The organism is Bacillus sp. FJAT-26390 (assembly GCF_001682865.1).
Classification (GTDB): domain Bacteria; phylum Bacillota; class Bacilli; order Paenibacillales; family Paenibacillaceae; genus Pristimantibacillus.
On record NZ_MAQX01000032.1, the window covers coordinates 357,971 to 375,549 of the forward strand.

The following is a 17,579-nucleotide window of genomic DNA, read 5'->3' on the forward strand; positions in this document are numbered from 1 at the left end:
TCCTTCAACTGTTTTTTATTGTAAAAGAGCAGCGGACGCTTGATGACCCTTTGACCTCGCTAATTCGTAGGGCGTTGCTCCAGCGTCATTGACAACTGATTGATCTGCTCCTGCAAGCAATAACATCGTGATTATCGTTTCTCTCCCAAAATGTCCCGCTACATGCAGAGGGGTATAGCCTAGCCTCCATATTCCTTCACACTTCACGTTCACATCGGCGCCATGCTCAAGCAGCAGCTTCACAATATGCTCAAAATTGCCTGCTATCGCAGCATGGATCGCCATATTGTTCAGATTCCCGTCCTTGTTTCTCGCGTTTATGTCTGCGCCTTGGTCCAGTAGAAACTTCACCGTTTCCTCGTTGCCAAAATGAGCCGCTAAGCCCAGCGGGGTAAAGCCGTCGCCGCTGTAGCTGCTTAACCGTTCAGGAGATTCTGCAAGCAAATCTTTTATCCGCTTTGTATTGCCAACAGCTGCCGCCTCAAAAATAGTAAGCTCCGCGCCATTGTTAAGCAGTAAGTCTTTAATCTCTTTCGATCGGTAATAGGCAGCCATCAATACAGCCGTTTCTCCGTTATTGTTGCTTGCATTAACAAGCGACGAGTCCTTGTTGATTAACTCTGCCACCTTATCCAGATTGTTCAGCTTCACCGCATCAATCATTTCATTTCGCAGCTGTTGCACGTTATCCGCAAGCGATTTGGCCTTCTGGAGCAGCTCCTCTGAGGCTTGTATCCCCATGCTTATCAAGTGTGTGACTGCCCTGGAACGGTTCGATTCAAGCCCGGAATCAACAAGCAAGTCCACTGCTTTCAGCGAAATATCATCTAACCGGATCGAAATAACGACGCTCTGTTTCTTGTTGGACATCAATTTTCTCCCATTGTTTTCTGTAATTTTTATTACACAATTACAATATCCTATTTTACCCAAAATTACCACCACTATTTTTATCCGCTTACATGCGAGTTGAAATCATGCAAAAAACAGAGCATTTGAGGTTATCCCTCACTATGCTCTGTTTTCGTAATAGAGATAGATTAATACCATACTCCATCAGCTTTTAATCTCCCGTAACTTAGGCCACGCAGCTGCTACATTACCGGATATACGTTCCCCGCCTGCAAGCTATTGAACAGAAATAACAGGAAAACCTCCATCTAATTGTTCAAAAAAATAGGCAACAGACCATTTAGCAGGAAAATCTCCCGTTAATAGGAACACTTTTACTCCATATTGATAAAAAACAGTAAATTAACGGGACAAAATCCCTCTAATTCAAGATTTAATTCAAAATCGCCACAAATAACGGGAGTTTTTCCCGTTAAGTCTACTGCGTGGAAAGTCAGCTGCCGACGATAGACGCTGCGTGTGCAATTTTCGCGTAGAAGCATGGTTAGGCGACCAGTTGCGGCTATGCCGATGCCCCAAGCATACGCGCGACCAGCTATCCCTCTATTCAACTATCCAACTACTCCTCAACAACGCCAAGCGCCTTGTTCTTCTCCTTAAAACGCTCGTTGTGCGAGGACACGTACGCCATTCTCGGTGCTTCTGGGTCCATGTACAGCTTCGCGCTGTTAACGGCAAGTGCAGCATCGGTGAACGCACCGGCTATGAGATTGAGCTTACTGTCGTAATATGCAAAATCCCCCGCAGCGAAGACGCCCGGCAGATTGGACTCCAGCTTAGCATTTACGTACACGTTCCAATCGTCCATGCTCAGCCCCCAATCCTTAATCCCGCTGAAATCGGATTTCAGCCCATGGTTAACAATGACCGCATCCACCGCGAGCTGCTCGGATACGCCTGTTTCCAGATGAGTCAGCGTTACGCGATCGATCATCTCGCCATTGCTGCTGTAAAGCTGGCTAACTTCGTAAGGCGTCCGCACGTCAACGGAGGAATCGTTCATCTTGGCAATGTTTTTCTCGTGTCCGCCAAATTGGTCGCGCCGATGCACGACCGTAACGTGCTCCGCAATCGGCTCCAGCTCATTCGCCCAATCAACAGCCGAATTCCCTCCTCCGGATATAAGCACCCGCTTTCCTCGAAACGGCTCAAGCTCCTGTACGGTATAGTGTAAATTAGATACCTCATACCGTTCCGCTCCCTCAAGCTCCAGCTTAGCCATCTTCAAAATGCCCCGGCCTATCGCCAAAATAACGGTACGCGTCCAATGCTTCTCTCCTGTAACCGTCTCTAATAGATAGGTGCCGTCATCCTGTTTCTCCAAATCGCGTATTTGCTGGCCCAGCAAAATAGTCGGTTCAAAGGTTTGTGCCTGCTGTTCCAGCTGAGTGATCAGCTTCTCGCATAATACCGGCGTAACGCCTCCAACATCCCAAATCATCTTCTCGGGATAGATTAACATCCGCCCGCCAAGCTTCTCGTTCGCATCGATCAGCTTTGTTTTCAAATCCCTCATTCCGCTATAGAAAGCAGCATACATCCCCGCAGGGCCACCGCCAATAATCGTTACATCATAGAGTTGCAGTTGTTCCGTCAACAGTATATCCTCCTGCACAAGTATTTGAGATTCATTCTCACTACTCATTGTAGAATTGGAACACACGCAAGAGCAATGGACAAACAAAACGGGAAATTTGCACAAACTCAACTCATGCATGGTCACCCCCTCATCCGCCAGCAACCCCGATTTCCTTCCAACGAAGAGCATATATGCCAAACTTGCATGCAAGATCCGCTAACCTTTGGGGCATATTAAGACCTCACTGCAACTCCCTGCTTCAAAACTTTGTCATCACTTTAACGAAAGACTTTATTAGCTACGCGAGCCAAAAATAGGTTTGAACATTTGTTCATCAATTGGTTTACATATGTTCATGACCATGATATTATAATCTTGCATTTGAGGAATCGTATAAGGGGAAGGTGAACTGGCTATGTTAAATTTGTCCGGAATGATCGATCATACGCTTTTGCGCGCTGATGCAACAAAAGCTGAAATTACAAAATTAACGGAAGAAGCGAAAAAATATAGTTTTGCTTCCGTTTGCGTCAACCCAACCTGGGTAGCTTATTCTGCTGAGCAGTTGGCAAGCAGCACGGTTAAGGTTTGTACCGTAATCGGATTTCCGCTTGGAGCGTCAACTACTGAGACTAAAGCTTTTGAAGCTGCGAATGCCATTGCAAACGGAGCGACTGAGGTTGATATGGTTATTAACATAAGCGCCTTAAAAGATGGCAATGATGCATTGGTGGAAAAAGATATTAAAGCCGTTGTTGATGCAGCAGCCGGCAAAGCGCTTGTGAAAGTTATTATCGAAGCATCGCTTCTTACGGATGAAGAAAAGGTCCGCGCTTCCCAGTTGTCAGCTAAAGCTGGAGCGGATTTCGTGAAAACATCAACGGGCTTCTCCACTGGCGGAGCAACTCCCGAGGACGTTGCGCTTATGAGAAAAACGGTCGGGGACAAGCTTGGCGTTAAAGCTTCCGGCGGCATTCGCAGCCTTGAGGATATGGAAAAAATGATCGCAGCAGGCGCCTCCAGAATCGGTGCCAGCTCAGGCGTGAAGATTATGGAAGGCGAGCAATCGACCTCTTCTTACTAAAATAAATTGTGCTGCTCCTTAACGGAGCAGCTTTCCAGGGGGAAAGAAAGATGAAGGAGCAATTGATTCAAGAAGCGATTGACGCGCGTAAGCATGCTCATATTCCCTACTCGCATTTTGCTGTCGGCGCTGCGTTATTGACTAGCAACAAGCGTATTTACAAGGGCTGCAACATTGAGAATGCCTCGTTCGGATTAACGAATTGCGCAGAGCGGACAGCTATTTTCAAAGCGGTATCGGAAGGCGATCACATTATTGAAGCAATCGCCGTAGTAGCAGACACCGAGGGTCCTGTCTCTCCGTGCGGAGCATGCCGGCAGGTATTAGCAGAATTTTGCGATGAGAATACAAAGATTTATTTGACGAATCTCCATGGCAATACCGAAGAGTGGACGATGGCACAACTCCTTCCGGGTGCTTTTCAAGCGACTGACATGAAAAAGTAAGCGGCGGCTCAGTTGTAAGCGCTTTATAGTAATGCAGCATGACGTACTATACTAACTTACTAGGAGAATGAACAATGAAATTTTTAATCGCTATATTGGGCTTGCTTGTTGTTCTTGGGCTTTCTTACGTTGCCAGCAATAACAAAAAGAACATCAAGTACAAACCGCTAATCATCATGGTCCTCCTTCAGGTGGTTTTGGCCTATGCATTATTAAATACAGCCATAGGAGAAATTCTGATTAAAGGCTTCTCCGGCATGTTCGAGAAATTGCTAGGCTTTGCCCATGAGGGAATCGATTTTGTGTTTGGCGGTCTTCTTAACGAAGGACAATTCTCGTTCTTCTTTAGCGCGCTGCTGCCAATCGTGTTTATCTCGGCGCTCATCGGTATTTTGCAATATATCAAGGTGCTGCCGTTTATCATCAAATATATCGGTCTTGTCTTGAGCAAAATAAACGGAATGGGAAAACTGGAATCCTATAATGCGGTTGCATCCGCTATATTGGGACAATCCGAAGTGTTCATTTCGGTCAAAAAACAAATCGGATTGCTGCCTAAGCAGCGTTTATATACGCTTTGCGCCTCGGCGATGTCCACCGTTTCGATGTCGATCGTTGGCTCATACATGCAAATACTCGACCCTAAATACGTGGTAACCGCGCTCGTCCTTAATTTGTTTGGCGGATTTATCATTGCTTCCATCCTCAACCCTTATAAGGTTGAGCCGGAGGACGATATTCTGGAGGTTCAGGAAGAAGAGAAACAAACGTTTTTCGAAGTGCTCGGCGAATATATTTTAGACGGCTTCAAGGTCGCTATCATAGTCGCTGCGATGCTGATCGGTTTTATCGCGATGATCGCTTTGGTCAACGGGCTATTCAGCGGCATTATCGGCATTTCGTTCCAACAAATATTAGGCTATATTTTTGCTCCGATCGCTTTTATAATGGGTATTCCATGGAAAGACGCTGTCGATGCAGGAAGCATTATGGCGACAAAAATGGTGTCCAACGAGTTTGTAGCGATGCTTGAGCTTGCAAAATATCCTGATTTGTCCGCTCGCGCTGTCGGTATCGTATCCGTGTTCCTCGTTTCATTTGCCAACTTCTCGTCAATCGGCATTATCGCCGGCGCCGTAAAAGGACTGCACGAGAAACAAGGCAACGCCGTTGCACGTTTCGGATTAAAATTGCTTTACGGGGCCACTTTGGTTAGCGTCTTGTCTGCCATCATCGCAGGACTGTTTATTAAATAACGGAAGGAGCCTAATACAATGAACAAATTTCAAAGAATTCACCTGATCGTTTTGGACTCGGTCGGCATTGGCGAATCGCCTGATGCGGCAAGCTTCGGAGACGTCGATGTTGATACGCTTGGCCATATTGCGAGTGAGCTTGGAGGCTTGAAGATGCCTCATATGGGCGTCCTCGGATTATCCAACATCAAGGAAATTAAAGGGATTCCGGTTGCAGACAAGCCTCTTGCCTATTATACGAAGATGCAGGAAGCGTCGAACGGCAAGGATACAATGACCGGTCACTGGGAGATCATGGGGCTTCATATCGCCGTACCTTTCCGCGTGTTCGCGGATGGTTTTCCGCCGGAGCTAATTAACCGGATTGAAGAGAAAACAGGCCGTAAGGTAATTGGCAACAAACCAGCCAGCGGCACGGAAATTATTGACGAGCTTGGCGAAGAGCATATGCGGACAGGCGCATTGATCGTCTATACCTCTGCGGATTCCGTATTGCAGATCGCTGCCCATGAAGATGTGGTACCATTGAAGGAACTCTATGAAATCTGCGAGTTCTGCCGTGAAATTACGCTGGAGGATCCCTACATGCTGGGGAGAATCATCGCTCGTCCCTTCGTCGGAGAGCCGGGACATTTTAAGCGGACATCCAATCGTCATGACTACGCGCTGAAACCATTTGGGTCTACTGTGATGAATGAACTAAAAAATGCCAGCTTCGACGTAATCGCACTCGGTAAAATATCCGATATATATGATGGAGAAGGCGTTACAAAGGCCGTGCGCACCGTATCCAATTCGGATGGCATGGATCAATTCATTTCAGTGCTGGATGAATCGTTTACGGGTATTAGCTTCTTGAACCTTGTCGACTTTGATGCGCTCTATGGGCATCGCCGCGATCCTAAAGGGTACGGACAAGCGTTGGAGGAGTACGATACCCGTCTGCCGGAGGTTTTTGCGAAAATGACCGAGCAGGATTTGCTTATAATCACTGCGGATCACGGTAATGACCCGACCTATCACGGAACGGATCACACGCGCGAATACGTGCCTTTATTGGTTTATTCCCCACGTTTTAAGCATGGCGGACATGCCCTTCCATTGAGGGAGACCTTCGCGGACATTGGAGCGACGATCGCAGACAACTTCGGAGTGACGATGCCGGCGCACGGCACTAGCTTTTTGGGAGAACTAAAATAACAAAGTTGAAGGAGCATGACTATGAGCATTCATATTGGAGCCGAGCAAGGCCAGATTGCAGAAACGATTTTATTGCCAGGAGATCCGCTGAGAGCCAAGTATATCGCTGAAACGTATTTGGAGGATGTCATCTGCTACAACGAGGTCAGAGGCATGCTGGGCTTTACAGGTACTTATAAAGGTCAGCGCATATCCGTGCAGGGAACAGGAATGGGCGTCCCTTCTATTAGTATTTATGTGAATGAATTGATTCGTGATTACGGCGTAAAAAACTTGGTTCGCGTCGGCACTTGCGGCGCTATGCAAGAAAGCGTGCACGTTCGCGAAGTTATTTTGGCACAAGCAGCTTGTACGGATTCCAGCGTTAACCGCCATGTTTTTGGCGGCTATGATTTCTCGCCAATCGGCAGCTTCCCTTTGCTAAAGGCTGCTTACGAGCGCGGTGTCGAAAAAGGCTTAAAGCTGCATGTGGGCAATATTTTCTGCTCCGACTCCTTCTATCGGGACGATAAAGCGATTGTGCAAAAGCTGATGGATCATGGCGTTCTAGGCGTGGAAATGGAAACGACTGCCCTTTATACGCTTGCTGCGAAATACGGCGTTAATGCTTTAACTATTTTAACGGTGAGCGATCATCTGCTGACAGGTGAAGAAACAACCTCCGCAGAGCGTCAAAGCACCTTTAACGATATGATGGAAGTTGCACTCGAAACGGTTATTTCCATATAAATACGGAATCATAAATAGATATTAGGCGAGGAGAGAAACATATGAGAATGGTTGATCTGATTGAGAAAAAACGTGACGGTGAAGAGCTAACAACAGAGGAAATCAACTTTATTATCGATGGTTATACGAAGGATGAAATTCCGGACTATCAAGTTAGCGCTTTGGCTATGGCGATCTTCTTCAAGGATATGACAGAACGCGAGCGCGCTGATTTGACGATGGCAATCGTGAATTCCGGCGATACGATTGACCTCTCCGCGATTGAAGGCGTAAAGGTTGATAAACACTCCACAGGCGGTGTTGGCGATACGACTACATTGGTGCTTGCTCCTCTTGTGGCGGCGCTCGATATTCCGGTTGCCAAAATGTCCGGCCGCGGCCTTGGACATACCGGCGGTACAATCGATAAGCTGGAAGCCATCGCTGGATTCCATGTAGAGATCGATAAGGATGAATTCGTACAATTGGTGAATAAGGATAAAATTGCGGTCATCGGCCAATCCGGCAACCTGACGCCAGCCGATAAGAAGCTCTATGCCCTGCGCGATGTTACGGCAACGGTTAACTCGATCCCTCTCATCGCAAGCTCCATTATGAGTAAAAAAATTGCAGCCGGCTCGGATGCAATCGTGCTGGACGTGAAGACTGGCTCCGGCGCATTCATGAAAACTGTGGAGGATGCCAAAGAGCTTGCACACGCTATGGTTAGCATCGGCAACAACGTCGGCCGCAAGACGATGGCGGTTATCTCGGATATGAGCCAGCCGCTCGGCCTTGCAATCGGCAACGCGCTGGAAGTAAAAGAAGCAATCGACACGCTGCAAGGAAAAGGACCTAAGGATTTGGAGGAGCTTTGTCTTGCGCTAGGCAGCCAAATGGTGTTTTTGGCGAATAAAGCCAGCTCGCTAGAAGAAGCCGAAGAGCTGTTGAAGGAAGTTATCCGCAACGGCAAAGCGCTGGAAAAATTCAAAGCCTTCATTGCCAATCAAGGCGGCGATCCGTCTGTCGTAGATCACCCAGAGAAATTGCCGCAAGCCGCTTATCTCATCGAAGTGCCTGCTAAAGCAGACGGCGTTGTAACTGAGATTGTAGCGGATGAGATCGGCACGGCAGCTATGCTGCTTGGAGCTGGACGCGCGACTAAGGAATCCGAAATTGATTTGGCCGTAGGACTCATGCTGAACAAAAAAATCGGGGATGCAGTAAAAGCAGGCGAATCGCTCGTTACGATTCACTCGAATCGCGAAAATGTGGATGATGTGCTGAGCATCATTTACGACAATATTCGCATTGGCAGTGAGGTAACCCCTCCTGTACTCGTCTACGGTATCGTAACCGAGTAGGCTAAGAAGGAGATAAGCAAATGTTTTATGCGATTATCATTTTGTTTCTGGGATTTCTCCTTATTAACGGAGTCTTCGCCTTTCAAACAAAATTTATCGGCGCTTCAATAGGAGACACGTTAAAGTTCCAAGTCTATATGATTCCCATTTTGTTTCTCGCCAACGTATTGCTTGGACTAGGTTTCAAATATGGTTATAAATATTTAGGCAGCAATACACTGGTCGTTTCCAGCTCCAAATTCCTTGATATTGCCGCCCTGCTTGTCGTTTCCTTCTTCTTCTTCTCAGAAGTTCCAAGCTGGAAAACGTTCGTAGGCCTTGGTTTGGTTATAGCTGGAATTATTGTGACTAAGCTTTAGAAATAATAAATCCCCTTTAGACAGGCAGTGAACGACCCGCTGCTGACTAAAGGGGATTTTTTTATTGAGCGCATCTATTTTCGCTTGCCATATGCACCTCTCAGTCAACGTTGCTCTTTACGCTGTAATAGCGCATAGCACGCGGAACTCCCTTGATTTTGAGACGGCCGCTATAGATCAATTCACGAACCCGGTATTCAAAATATTCATCTCCCACGTACTGCTCGCAATAGCCTAACGCTTCGCCAACGACCCTAGCTGATTTTATGAAATCCCGGTCGCCTCTTCCACTATGCAGCTTCTCCACTGTCTCCATCAAATACGCATCAAAATAATCCTCGCCTACAGGAAGAACATTTCCGTCTATGCATATGCGAAGCACCTCAGGCTGCTGGGCAAGCTCCAGCCATTCGTTCTCTAAAACCTTTCTCGAATCGCCGTTCAATCGTATGCTCACACTGTCTTCGCCGAGGATAACCTGCAGCTTGTCTGATGGTATTTCCCCAGAGTGATTATACGGAACGCTCAGGTCTGGGCGGTTAAATAACCGGCTGCTTACATCCGAAACAGGGATGGTGGCTATGGGATTCAACATATTTCTCAATAAATACGCGGCATAACGCAATCCTACCTGCTCACCTGCATTCATGCTGCTCCATATCGTTACGGCTGCCCCAGGAGGAATGAGCGAGATTTGCCGCATCAAGCTCTGATGCTCTTCTTCGAAGTCCTCCTCTTCTTCATTATTGTTAATATGGTCAAAAAACCATTGCTGTCTCTTCATCCGTCCTGTCTCTTCGTGCAGCTGCCATATCGGTCCAATGGAGTAGCGGTCGCGAAAAGTGATCACTTTATCGCTATCCTCCCTCCCAAGCTTCTTAATAGCCAATTTCAAGCTGCCCGCAAAAGAATCGCCAAACGCCATATGCACTTGGTTGCAGCTATCGCTAGGCTCCCATTGCTGCTGCTTTTTTGGCGTTAAAACGGCTTTATACATCTCTAATAAATCGTCGTAAAGCTTCTCTTTTGGATAATGCTCATTCTCCACTCCGTCTATCATGAGCATGATGTGCATGATTATTGATTGGGCTTCCCGTTCAGATAAATCGTTGATCCTATTACTTATTTGAGTAATTTTCATATGTAGGTCCTCTCTCTCCAATGTCATCCTCTGGCAAGCAATGCCCCGAATCCCAACCCTACTTATGCAGTTTAATGTCCAGTATTCTAAAGGCCTCTAACACCGCTGCTTTGGGAGCCAAACCATACCTATCGCCAGTATTAACCTCAAAGTAGGAGCCGCCATCCTCTCTATCGCGTACCGATTGTGCCAAGCCGACACCTGTTTCCAAAGCAATAGCGATGAAAATCGGTTCAAGCTGTTCCTTGCTCGCTTCCGAGTGTACATGAAACATATTGGAAACAGGCGTCTCCGGGATCGTTTTCATCGTTTGGCATCCATTGTATAATTCAGCAAGCTCCTGCGCTTCCCTATAGTACTTCTCCATTTGCGGCAGCCGCCGCTCCATATAGTAGTCTGCGGAGATAATATAAGGATAAAGGCTGATCAGATCGCCGCCGTGACGTCTTTTCCAAATCTTCGATTGTTCCGTAAAATCGCGATCTCCGGCCAAGATGGCTCCGGCAATGCCGCCAATTCCTTTATAAAATGAGATATACACGCTGTCAAAGAGCGCGCAGACCTCCTCCGCTGACTTTTCATAATAGGGAAGGATCTCGAACAGCCTAGCGCCGTCAAGATGAAGCCTAATGCCTCTTTCTCGGCAAAATGCCGACATGGCTTCAAGCTCCGCGTATGCCGGCAACTGTCCGCCAATTTCCCTCTGAGGCAATTCCAGCAGCAAGCAGGCGATGTCTTCCCTCATGCCAAGCAGATCCTTCAGAAGGACTGGCCTTTCATTATCCGCCAGCAATAGGGGCTCAAGATGATGCAGCTCTTTCATCCCGTCTTTCTCATGGATTTCCAAATGGCTTAAGGGATGATAGCCTACTTTCTTATTTCCTTTCTCATCGCACCATATTCGGAGCGCAATTTGCTGTGCCATCGTGCCGCTAGGGAAGAAAACTGCCGACTCCTTGCCAAGCAGGCGTGCCATTCGCATTTCAAAATCCTCGATCAGCTCTCCCTTGCCGTACATATCGCTATCCTGCTCATCCTCCCATTGCTCGAGCGCTTCTTTCAGCACCTTCACGTTCCGCCTGCCATGGCCGATCAACGGATAGCTGGATTGATTATATGCTTCGATTAATGATTTCGTTTGTTCCATCCTATATGTCCCCTTTTACGTTCATTCTTTTGGCAATATGGTCCGGTTCATTACCGGAGAAGAGAGAATGACCGACGTGTTGACATTGCCGAATGGCATGAGCCGCTCCACGAGCTCGCTAAGCGCATCCATCCCCGTTACTGCCGCCTTCAAAATATAACTGACCGTTCCCGTTACCCGGTGGCATTCTATAATATCCTCATCATTCATAATCCGCTTTTCAAACTCCATCGGAAATACTTTTAATTCGCTCATTTGGATAATCAGCTGAATGTTTCTTCCTACCGCTGCCGCCGATACTCGGGCGCCGAAGCCAGTAATAATACCTCTCTCTTGGAGACGCAGCAGACGCTCGGATATGCTGGGACGGCTCAAAGCCAGTCGTTTGGACAGCTCGCTTACGGTCATTCGCCCATCCTCCTGTAGCCATCGGAGAAGCGCTCGATCCAATTGATCCATCCTCGCAAGCCCCCCTTCATTTTGCAGCAAAAACGTGTTCATTTGATTCAATGTTACATAATTTCACATCAATTTCATTCCGTTTATCATATATACGAATCACGCTGTTTTGTATCCTTATATTAACAAACTTAAGCAGGCGGTGCATGCGGGATGATAAGGAAATCAGACAACAAAGTGAAGGAAAATATGCGCAAATGGCTCCATTTTGCAATAGGCTGCTTCGTTACTACCGGCGGATTGGTCATTCTGAAGCATTCGGGTATCGTTACCGGAGGCACAGCAGGACTATCATTAAGCTTATCGCCCTTGCTGCAAGTCCCATTCCACTATTTGTTCGTGCTGCTCAACCTTCCATTTTTTATTTTCTCCTACTTTTACATGGGTAAATCCTTCACTTTCAAAACCGTGCTGGCGATCGCGCTTCTTTCCTTGTTTAGCGCCTTAAATGGCTTATTGCCTGCCTTTGCGATTCCATCGCTCATCGGGGCAATCGTTGGAGGCGTATTTATCGGGGTGGGCATCACCGCCTTGTTCCGTAACGGCGCTTCACTCGGAGGCGCGACGATACTGGCGGTTTATTTGCACAGGGAGCACGACATCAATCCCGGGATTACTAACTTCGGATTTGATCTTCTAGTCGTGCTTACCAGCTTGTCCATATTTTCGCTTACGAGCGGGTTGTATTCTGCGATTTCGATAGCCGTTACATCAGCCATTTTATCGTTCTATAAGAGAAGAAAGACGAAAACCAAGCAGGAGAAAGCGGATGCTCTGCCCCGTGTTACGACATCTGCCTGAATGATCATTTATGCCATAAAAAAAGCAAAGGAGGCGTGTCCTCCTTTGCTCATTAAAAACAAATAGACTTTCTGCAGCTTGATCTTTTTTTCTTTTTCTTCTTCTTGGTGAACCCAACCTCAACGGCAATGATAGAAGAAACACTAATATAGTTTACGGAGCCTTTGATATTGATAACCACACAATCATCGACAATGCCTAGATAAATGCCGGAACGTACTTTACCGCCAAAAAAAATTCGAATATTCGTAGAACCTACGCCAAGCTTGAGCAGCATGCTAAGCACACGTTCATTTTTGCCGCAGCTTTTTTCCTTTGATCCGTTATTGCCCTGACTATGGTTCTCTGTTTGTTTGTTTCCATGACTCTGGTTTACTGGCTTCCCATGACTTCTCTTCCCAGAGCTTTTGCATCCTCCTCGCTTAGTCATACCTACCATCTCCCTTATATTAAGAATTGCTATTATTATATGGAGATTGATAGATTTCGGTGTGTATATTTTACTAGATTACGAATGGATAAGCCGGGTTGTTATTTCTGCGTCAACAGCTGCACCGTCCACAAGATGACAAAAAGGCTGTAACGGAAGGCCAATGCCTCCTGTTACAGCCCTGCTAATTGCGCACATGATTAGAATAATTCGAGTTCAATAACGGTATCCATCTCATCAGGCAGCACGGCGCCCTTTAGCGTAATAAATGCTCCGCCTTCAATATCCGAATATTCCTCCGCCATCCACGGTACCTCGATTTTGAGCTCGGTGCCGTCCCGCAGCAATCTGGCCTTCTTGATTTTTCCCTTCAAGCCTTGGAAATAGATAGGGCCGATGCCTCTGTCATAGACATGGGCATATAGCTTGTTGCCCTTTTGCGTGTAACGGCCCCACTCCGGCTTCGGCAGCGTCGAATGGCCGCAGCCGTAAATGCTGTCTCCATTCAAACGCATCCATTCGCCGACCTCGCTTAATACAACAAGCGACTCCCTTGTCATTTCACCTTTCGCATCCGGTCCCACATTAAGCAGCAGGTTGCCATTTTTACTGATGCATTCCACCATTGTGCGGATAACCTGCTTCGTTGATTTGTAATTTTTATCTTCGGAGCAATAACCCCAGTTGTCGTTAAGCGTAATGCATGCTTCCCATGGGATTGATTGGCCGTTCACGTCAACGATGCCGCCAGGCGGTATAATTTGTTCCGGCGAGAAGAAGTCACCCGCGTATTCTTCCGGCTCTGCCGCCCGGATGTTGCCGCCCAAGCGATTGTCGATAATAATATCCGGCTGAATGGAGCGAATCATCCGAACAAGTTCTGTCGCTTTCCATTTCTCGCCGGTCATGTTGTCATAGGAGAAGTCGAACCACATGATGTCGATTTTGCCGTAATTGGTAAGCAGCTCCTTCACTTGCCCGTGCATATACGAGAGGTATCGATCAAAGTCAATCGGCTTATCCTTCGCCGCTTCATTGCTGCGGTCGGGATGCGCCTTATCCCCGTAGCCCGGATAATCGTCATGATCCCAATCGATAATGGAGTAGTATAAACCGACGGCGATTCCCTCAGCGCGGAACGCATCCACATACTCACGAACGAGGTCGCGCCCGGCTGGCGTGTTCGTCGCTTTGAAGTCTGTTAGGTTACTGTCGAACAAGCAAAAACCGTCATGATGCTTGGTCGTCAGCACAGCGTACTTCTGTCCGGCAGCCTTAGCCGCTTTCGCCCATGCCTTCGGATCATAACGGGAAGCGTCAAACTCATCGAAATAGGTCATATAATGCTCTTTGCTCATCCGTTCGTTGCCGCGTATCCATTCGCCTCTGGCTGGAATCGAATAAAGTCCCCAATGAATAAACAAACCGAATCTGTCCTGCAAAAACCATTCCGTTCTTTGTTCCCTCGTTCCCATTCCTGAATCCCTCCGTTTATAAAATGGATCATAAATTCGCTATTCTGCTTCGAATGTATGAAATAATGCCGCAGCGCCGATGAGGCCGACATCGTCTTTTAGGCCGGCAGATATGAGGCTGTACGTTCCTCTGTACGGCGCCATCACAAGCTCATCTGTCTTTTTCCGCAGCGCAGGAAACAATAGATCCCCCGCTTTGCTTACGCCGCCGCCGATCACGATACGATCGGGATTGAACGTATGGACGGCATTTGCCAATCCTTGCGCCATATAATGAATCGTCCGGTCAATAACTTCAACAGCTACCGGATCGTTTAATTTCATAGCTTGAAAAACATGCTGAGACGTCACCTTACCTTCGCTAGCGCTTGCCAGCTCGGCAATGAGCGACGCTCTATCCTCCATATATCTCAGCGCCGTATCGCGGATTGCTGTGCCTGACGCGAACACTTCCCAGCAGCCGTATCTTCCGCAGCTGCATATCGGTCCGCTCGGGTCAATCATATTGTGGCCCAGCTCACCCGCGAAGGAATGTGATCCTAGCAGCAGCTTGCCGTCTAAGACGATTCCCGCTCCAATGCCGGTGCTGAACGTAACGTAAACCATATTTTCTGCACCTTTGCCCGCGCCTCGAACATATTCGCCCCAGGCTGCAGCATTAGCATCATTAACTACCTGCACCTGAATGCCAAGCTCCGCTTCCATCCACTTCTTTAACGGGACGTTGTCCCACTCGGGAAGGTTAGTGCCATTAATTACGATACCGTCCCGGCTGTTCACCGCTCCTGGAGATGCTAATCCGATGCCGATTAATGGCCGTCCTTCGGAGACGGAGCGAATCATTCCGATCATCCGCTGAACCACCTCTTCGGCAGTTCGGGCACCGGCTGTCTCCATCTGCTCCCGTCCCAGCAGCGTACCGTTCGAGTCAAACAGCGCTGCCGCAATCTTCGTTCCACCCAAGTCGATTCCGACTACATAGCTTTGAGACTTATGCATGGCCAATCACCTTTTCACTTTCTAGTATCAGTCGACGCCGTGCAGACTGTCAGCAAGCGCCCGCAAGACCACTGGATCAATTGGAGACAGAGAGTCATTGCCGCAGCGGACAGCTGAGCCAAAATGCACTTCCGTCACTCCGGTCTGCTCGATAAACGTTTTGATGCCTTGCGGTTTCAAACCGCTTCCAGCTAATATTTTTAAAGACCCGCTTTGCGATGCCTCGACAAGACTGCGCATGGCCGGAACAGCATCGATCGCTGGACCCGGTCCAGCAGAGGTGAGCACCCGTTTAATTTGCGGGTAATGGCTCAGCGTACGCAAACCGGCAATTTGGTCTTCCAACTCGTCAAACGCGCGGTGGAATGTTACTTGCAGCCCATTCGTTAATGGCAGCAAGGTTTCCAGCGCCCGCTCATCGATGCGTCCTTCCGGCGTTAGCGCTCCAACAACAATGCCTGCCGCACCACTTTCTGCAATAGCTCTCGTCTCCGCCGCCATCGTTAAAAGGTCGTTTTCCGAATAGACAAATGTGCGGCTATGCGGACGAACCATAACAAAAACAGGTATGCTCACCGCTTTTGCAACCTGCTGAATTAATCCGATTCCCGGCGTCAAGCCGCCTTCTGTAATTGCGGTAATCAGCTCGAGGCGGTCAGCGCCATTCGCTTCTGCGGTTAGCGCATCATCAATACACGTCGCGATGACTTCCAAAATCATAACGAAGCCCCCTCTCTATCCATTCTTTTATTGCTGTTCCTTCTTCATCGCATAATCGGCAAGAAGCCGCGCCCCGTATCCGGTCGCTCCCGCTTCCGAGTAACTCATGTCTTGCTTGTATTGAACCGTACCCGCCATATCGATATGAATCCATTTCATGGATTCAGCTACGAAGCGGCGAATAAAGAGCGCCGCCGTAATGGCACCTGCAAACGGAGAGGTGCTGACATTACGAAGATCAGCGTAATGGCTCTTGAGATCCGCTTCGTATTCATCCATAAGCGGCATCGGCCAGAGCCTCTCCCCGTTGCGCTCGCCAATCTCGACGAGGCTTTGCGTCATGTCCGCATCGCCCCAAATGCCGGCGATGCCAAGACCTAGCGCAGCCCCGACATTCCCAGTCAACGTTGCAATATCAATCGCTTCCGCTGCACCGATATTCGCAGCATGAATGAGTGCATCCGCGAGAATGAGCCTGCCTTCGCCATCGGTATTAGCCACTTGCACAGTCAACCCGTTCGGGAAGCGAACAACCGACGATGGCAAGATCGCCTCCGCGTCCGGCACGTTGTCAACGACCGGTATTAGTGCGGTCACATTCACATTAGCCTTCTTGCGGAGCAAGATGTCCATCGCGCCAACGACAGCAGCGGCACCGCCCATATCCATGCGGGCATCGCTAATATCGCTGGCCGTCTTCACGTTCATGCCGCCCATATCGAACGTAACGCCCTTGCCGACCAAAGCCAGCATCGGCAGCCTCGGATTTCCTTCATAGCGGATTTCAACAAGCGCCGGCGCATGCTTGCTTCCTGCGCCTACCGCCAGGAGACCGTTCATTTGAAGGTCAACAAGCTCCTGTCCGCGGTAAACACGAACCTTTACCGGGCTATCATCGCGGTCGAAATACCCTTCCATCCACTTTGCAAATGTATCTGGATTCAGTGTATCCGGCGATTCATTCACCCGGTCCCGAGCAAGCATGGCGCCATCTGCACGGATTCGCGCATTAACAAGCACAGCGTCCATTTCTACCGCTTTCAGCTCCGCCCAATCTGACGAAGAAAGCAATAAATCAACAGAATCGTTAATTCTCGTCGCTTCCCTGTAGGTTTGGAAACGGTATAAACCGAGCAGCCAGCCTTCTGCCCACGCTTGCAGCCAATCGGCGGCAGCCACTTCCCTATCGCCATCGGCCGCACTGCCTTCTTCATTGGCTATACGGACAAGCAAAGCACGGCTTTTCCCTTCACGCTGCGCCATACGGGCCGCATACCCGCCTGCCCGGCGGATCTTCTCCAGCGTCAAATCACGCCGCTTGCCCATTCCTACTGCAAGCACGTCAAGCTCTTCTTCCGTTCGGCTGTACAACCATGTCGCACTGCCGCTCCGTTTATGCGCTTCCCCCAGCTTGAGCGGAAAAGCCTCCTCTTCAAAAGCCAGATAGACGAGAATATCCGCCGAATCGGCGGAATCGATTACAATATTCATCGCTGTCC

At 48.5% G+C, this 17,579-nt stretch carries 19 protein-coding genes; 8 read left to right on the plus strand and 11 right to left on the minus strand.

Features of this window, described 5'->3' with window-relative positions:
• Positions 1-15 precede the first annotated feature (15 nt).
• From A7975_RS22430 to A7975_RS22440, 3 genes are all read right to left on the minus strand, one after another.
• Positions 16-870, minus strand: a complete 855-nt coding sequence (locus A7975_RS22430) for an ankyrin repeat domain-containing protein (protein ID WP_065386591.1) — start codon at positions 868-870, stop codon at positions 16-18.
• 356 nt (positions 871-1,226) lie between these two features.
• Positions 1,227-1,463 (minus strand): hypothetical protein, encoded by a 237-nt coding sequence (locus A7975_RS22435; protein WP_065386592.1) that lies wholly within the window; start codon positions 1,461-1,463, stop codon positions 1,227-1,229.
• Between the two features lie 8 nt (positions 1,464-1,471).
• Entirely contained in the window at positions 1,472-2,509 is a 1,038-nt protein-coding gene (locus A7975_RS22440) for an NAD(P)/FAD-dependent oxidoreductase (protein WP_065386593.1), read from the minus strand.
• A 397-nt stretch (positions 2,510-2,906) separates the two neighbouring features.
• Here A7975_RS22440 and deoC point away from each other — a divergent pair, with 397 nt between their 5' ends.
• From deoC to A7975_RS22475, 7 genes are all read left to right on the plus strand, one after another.
• Positions 2,907-3,575 carry a deoxyribose-phosphate aldolase gene (deoC, locus tag A7975_RS22445; RefSeq protein WP_065386594.1) on the plus strand — a complete coding sequence of 223 codons (669 nt, stop codon included), beginning with the start codon at positions 2,907-2,909 and terminating at the stop codon, positions 3,573-3,575.
• A gap of 50 nt (positions 3,576-3,625) precedes the next feature.
• Positions 3,626-4,021 (plus strand): cytidine deaminase, encoded by a 396-nt coding sequence (locus A7975_RS22450; RefSeq protein ID WP_065386595.1) that lies wholly within the window; start codon positions 3,626-3,628, stop codon positions 4,019-4,021.
• 74 nt (positions 4,022-4,095) lie between these two features.
• Positions 4,096-5,277 (plus strand): NupC/NupG family nucleoside CNT transporter, encoded by a 1,182-nt coding sequence (locus A7975_RS22455; RefSeq protein ID WP_053372859.1) that lies wholly within the window; start codon positions 4,096-4,098, stop codon positions 5,275-5,277.
• A gap of 18 nt (positions 5,278-5,295) precedes the next feature.
• Positions 5,296-6,477: a phosphopentomutase gene (deoB, locus tag A7975_RS22460; RefSeq protein ID WP_065386596.1), complete on the plus strand. Its 1,182-nt coding sequence runs from the start codon at positions 5,296-5,298 to the stop codon at positions 6,475-6,477.
• Between the two features lie 21 nt (positions 6,478-6,498).
• Positions 6,499-7,206 (plus strand): purine-nucleoside phosphorylase, encoded by a 708-nt coding sequence (gene deoD / locus A7975_RS22465; protein ID WP_065386597.1) that lies wholly within the window; start codon positions 6,499-6,501, stop codon positions 7,204-7,206.
• A 41-nt stretch (positions 7,207-7,247) separates the two neighbouring features.
• Positions 7,248-8,549 (plus strand): pyrimidine-nucleoside phosphorylase, encoded by a 1,302-nt coding sequence (locus tag A7975_RS22470; protein WP_065386598.1) that lies wholly within the window; start codon positions 7,248-7,250, stop codon positions 8,547-8,549.
• 20 nt (positions 8,550-8,569) lie between these two features.
• Positions 8,570-8,908 (plus strand): hypothetical protein, encoded by a 339-nt coding sequence (locus A7975_RS22475; protein WP_053372863.1) that lies wholly within the window; start codon positions 8,570-8,572, stop codon positions 8,906-8,908.
• 100 nt (positions 8,909-9,008) lie between these two features.
• On the opposite strand, the gene A7975_RS22480 is transcribed toward A7975_RS22475, so the two are convergent.
• Genes A7975_RS22480 through A7975_RS22490 form a run of 3 tightly spaced genes read right to left on the minus strand, consistent with a single transcriptional unit; the run spans position 9,009 to position 11,655 of the window.
• Positions 9,009-10,049: a DUF1835 domain-containing protein gene (locus A7975_RS22480; RefSeq protein WP_176707784.1), complete on the minus strand. Its 1,041-nt coding sequence runs from the start codon at positions 10,047-10,049 to the stop codon at positions 9,009-9,011.
• Positions 10,050-10,107: 58 nt separating this feature from the next.
• Positions 10,108-11,196, minus strand: coding sequence for a threonine aldolase family protein (locus A7975_RS22485; protein WP_065386599.1), 1,089 nt, complete (start codon positions 11,194-11,196; stop codon positions 10,108-10,110).
• A 21-nt stretch (positions 11,197-11,217) separates the two neighbouring features.
• Positions 11,218-11,655, minus strand: coding sequence for an Lrp/AsnC family transcriptional regulator (locus tag A7975_RS22490; protein ID WP_065386600.1), 438 nt, complete (start codon positions 11,653-11,655; stop codon positions 11,218-11,220).
• 153 nt (positions 11,656-11,808) lie between these two features.
• Between A7975_RS22490 and A7975_RS22495 the strand changes: the two genes are divergently transcribed.
• Complete coding sequence (locus A7975_RS22495) at positions 11,809-12,456, plus strand: YitT family protein (RefSeq protein ID WP_082198385.1); 648 nt, start codon at positions 11,809-11,811, stop codon at positions 12,454-12,456.
• 52 nt (positions 12,457-12,508) lie between these two features.
• Here the strand turns inward: A7975_RS22495 and A7975_RS22500 are convergent, their stop codons facing one another.
• The 5 genes from A7975_RS22500 to A7975_RS22520 form a co-directional block, all read right to left on the minus strand.
• Entirely contained in the window at positions 12,509-12,886 is a 378-nt protein-coding gene (locus A7975_RS22500; RefSeq protein ID WP_053372868.1) for a hypothetical protein, read from the minus strand.
• Positions 12,887-13,086: 200 nt separating this feature from the next.
• Complete coding sequence (locus A7975_RS22505; RefSeq protein WP_065386601.1) at positions 13,087-14,361, minus strand: alpha-L-fucosidase; 1,275 nt, start codon at positions 14,359-14,361, stop codon at positions 13,087-13,089.
• Positions 14,362-14,400: 39 nt separating this feature from the next.
• Positions 14,401-15,360 (minus strand): ROK family protein, encoded by a 960-nt coding sequence (locus tag A7975_RS22510; RefSeq protein WP_065386602.1) that lies wholly within the window; start codon positions 15,358-15,360, stop codon positions 14,401-14,403.
• A 27-nt stretch (positions 15,361-15,387) separates the two neighbouring features.
• Positions 15,388-16,080: a copper homeostasis protein CutC gene (locus A7975_RS22515; RefSeq protein ID WP_065386603.1), complete on the minus strand. Its 693-nt coding sequence runs from the start codon at positions 16,078-16,080 to the stop codon at positions 15,388-15,390.
• A 27-nt stretch (positions 16,081-16,107) separates the two neighbouring features.
• Entirely contained in the window at positions 16,108-17,571 is a 1,464-nt protein-coding gene (locus tag A7975_RS22520; RefSeq protein WP_065386604.1) for a leucyl aminopeptidase family protein, read from the minus strand.
• Positions 17,572-17,579: the final 8 nt, after the last annotated feature.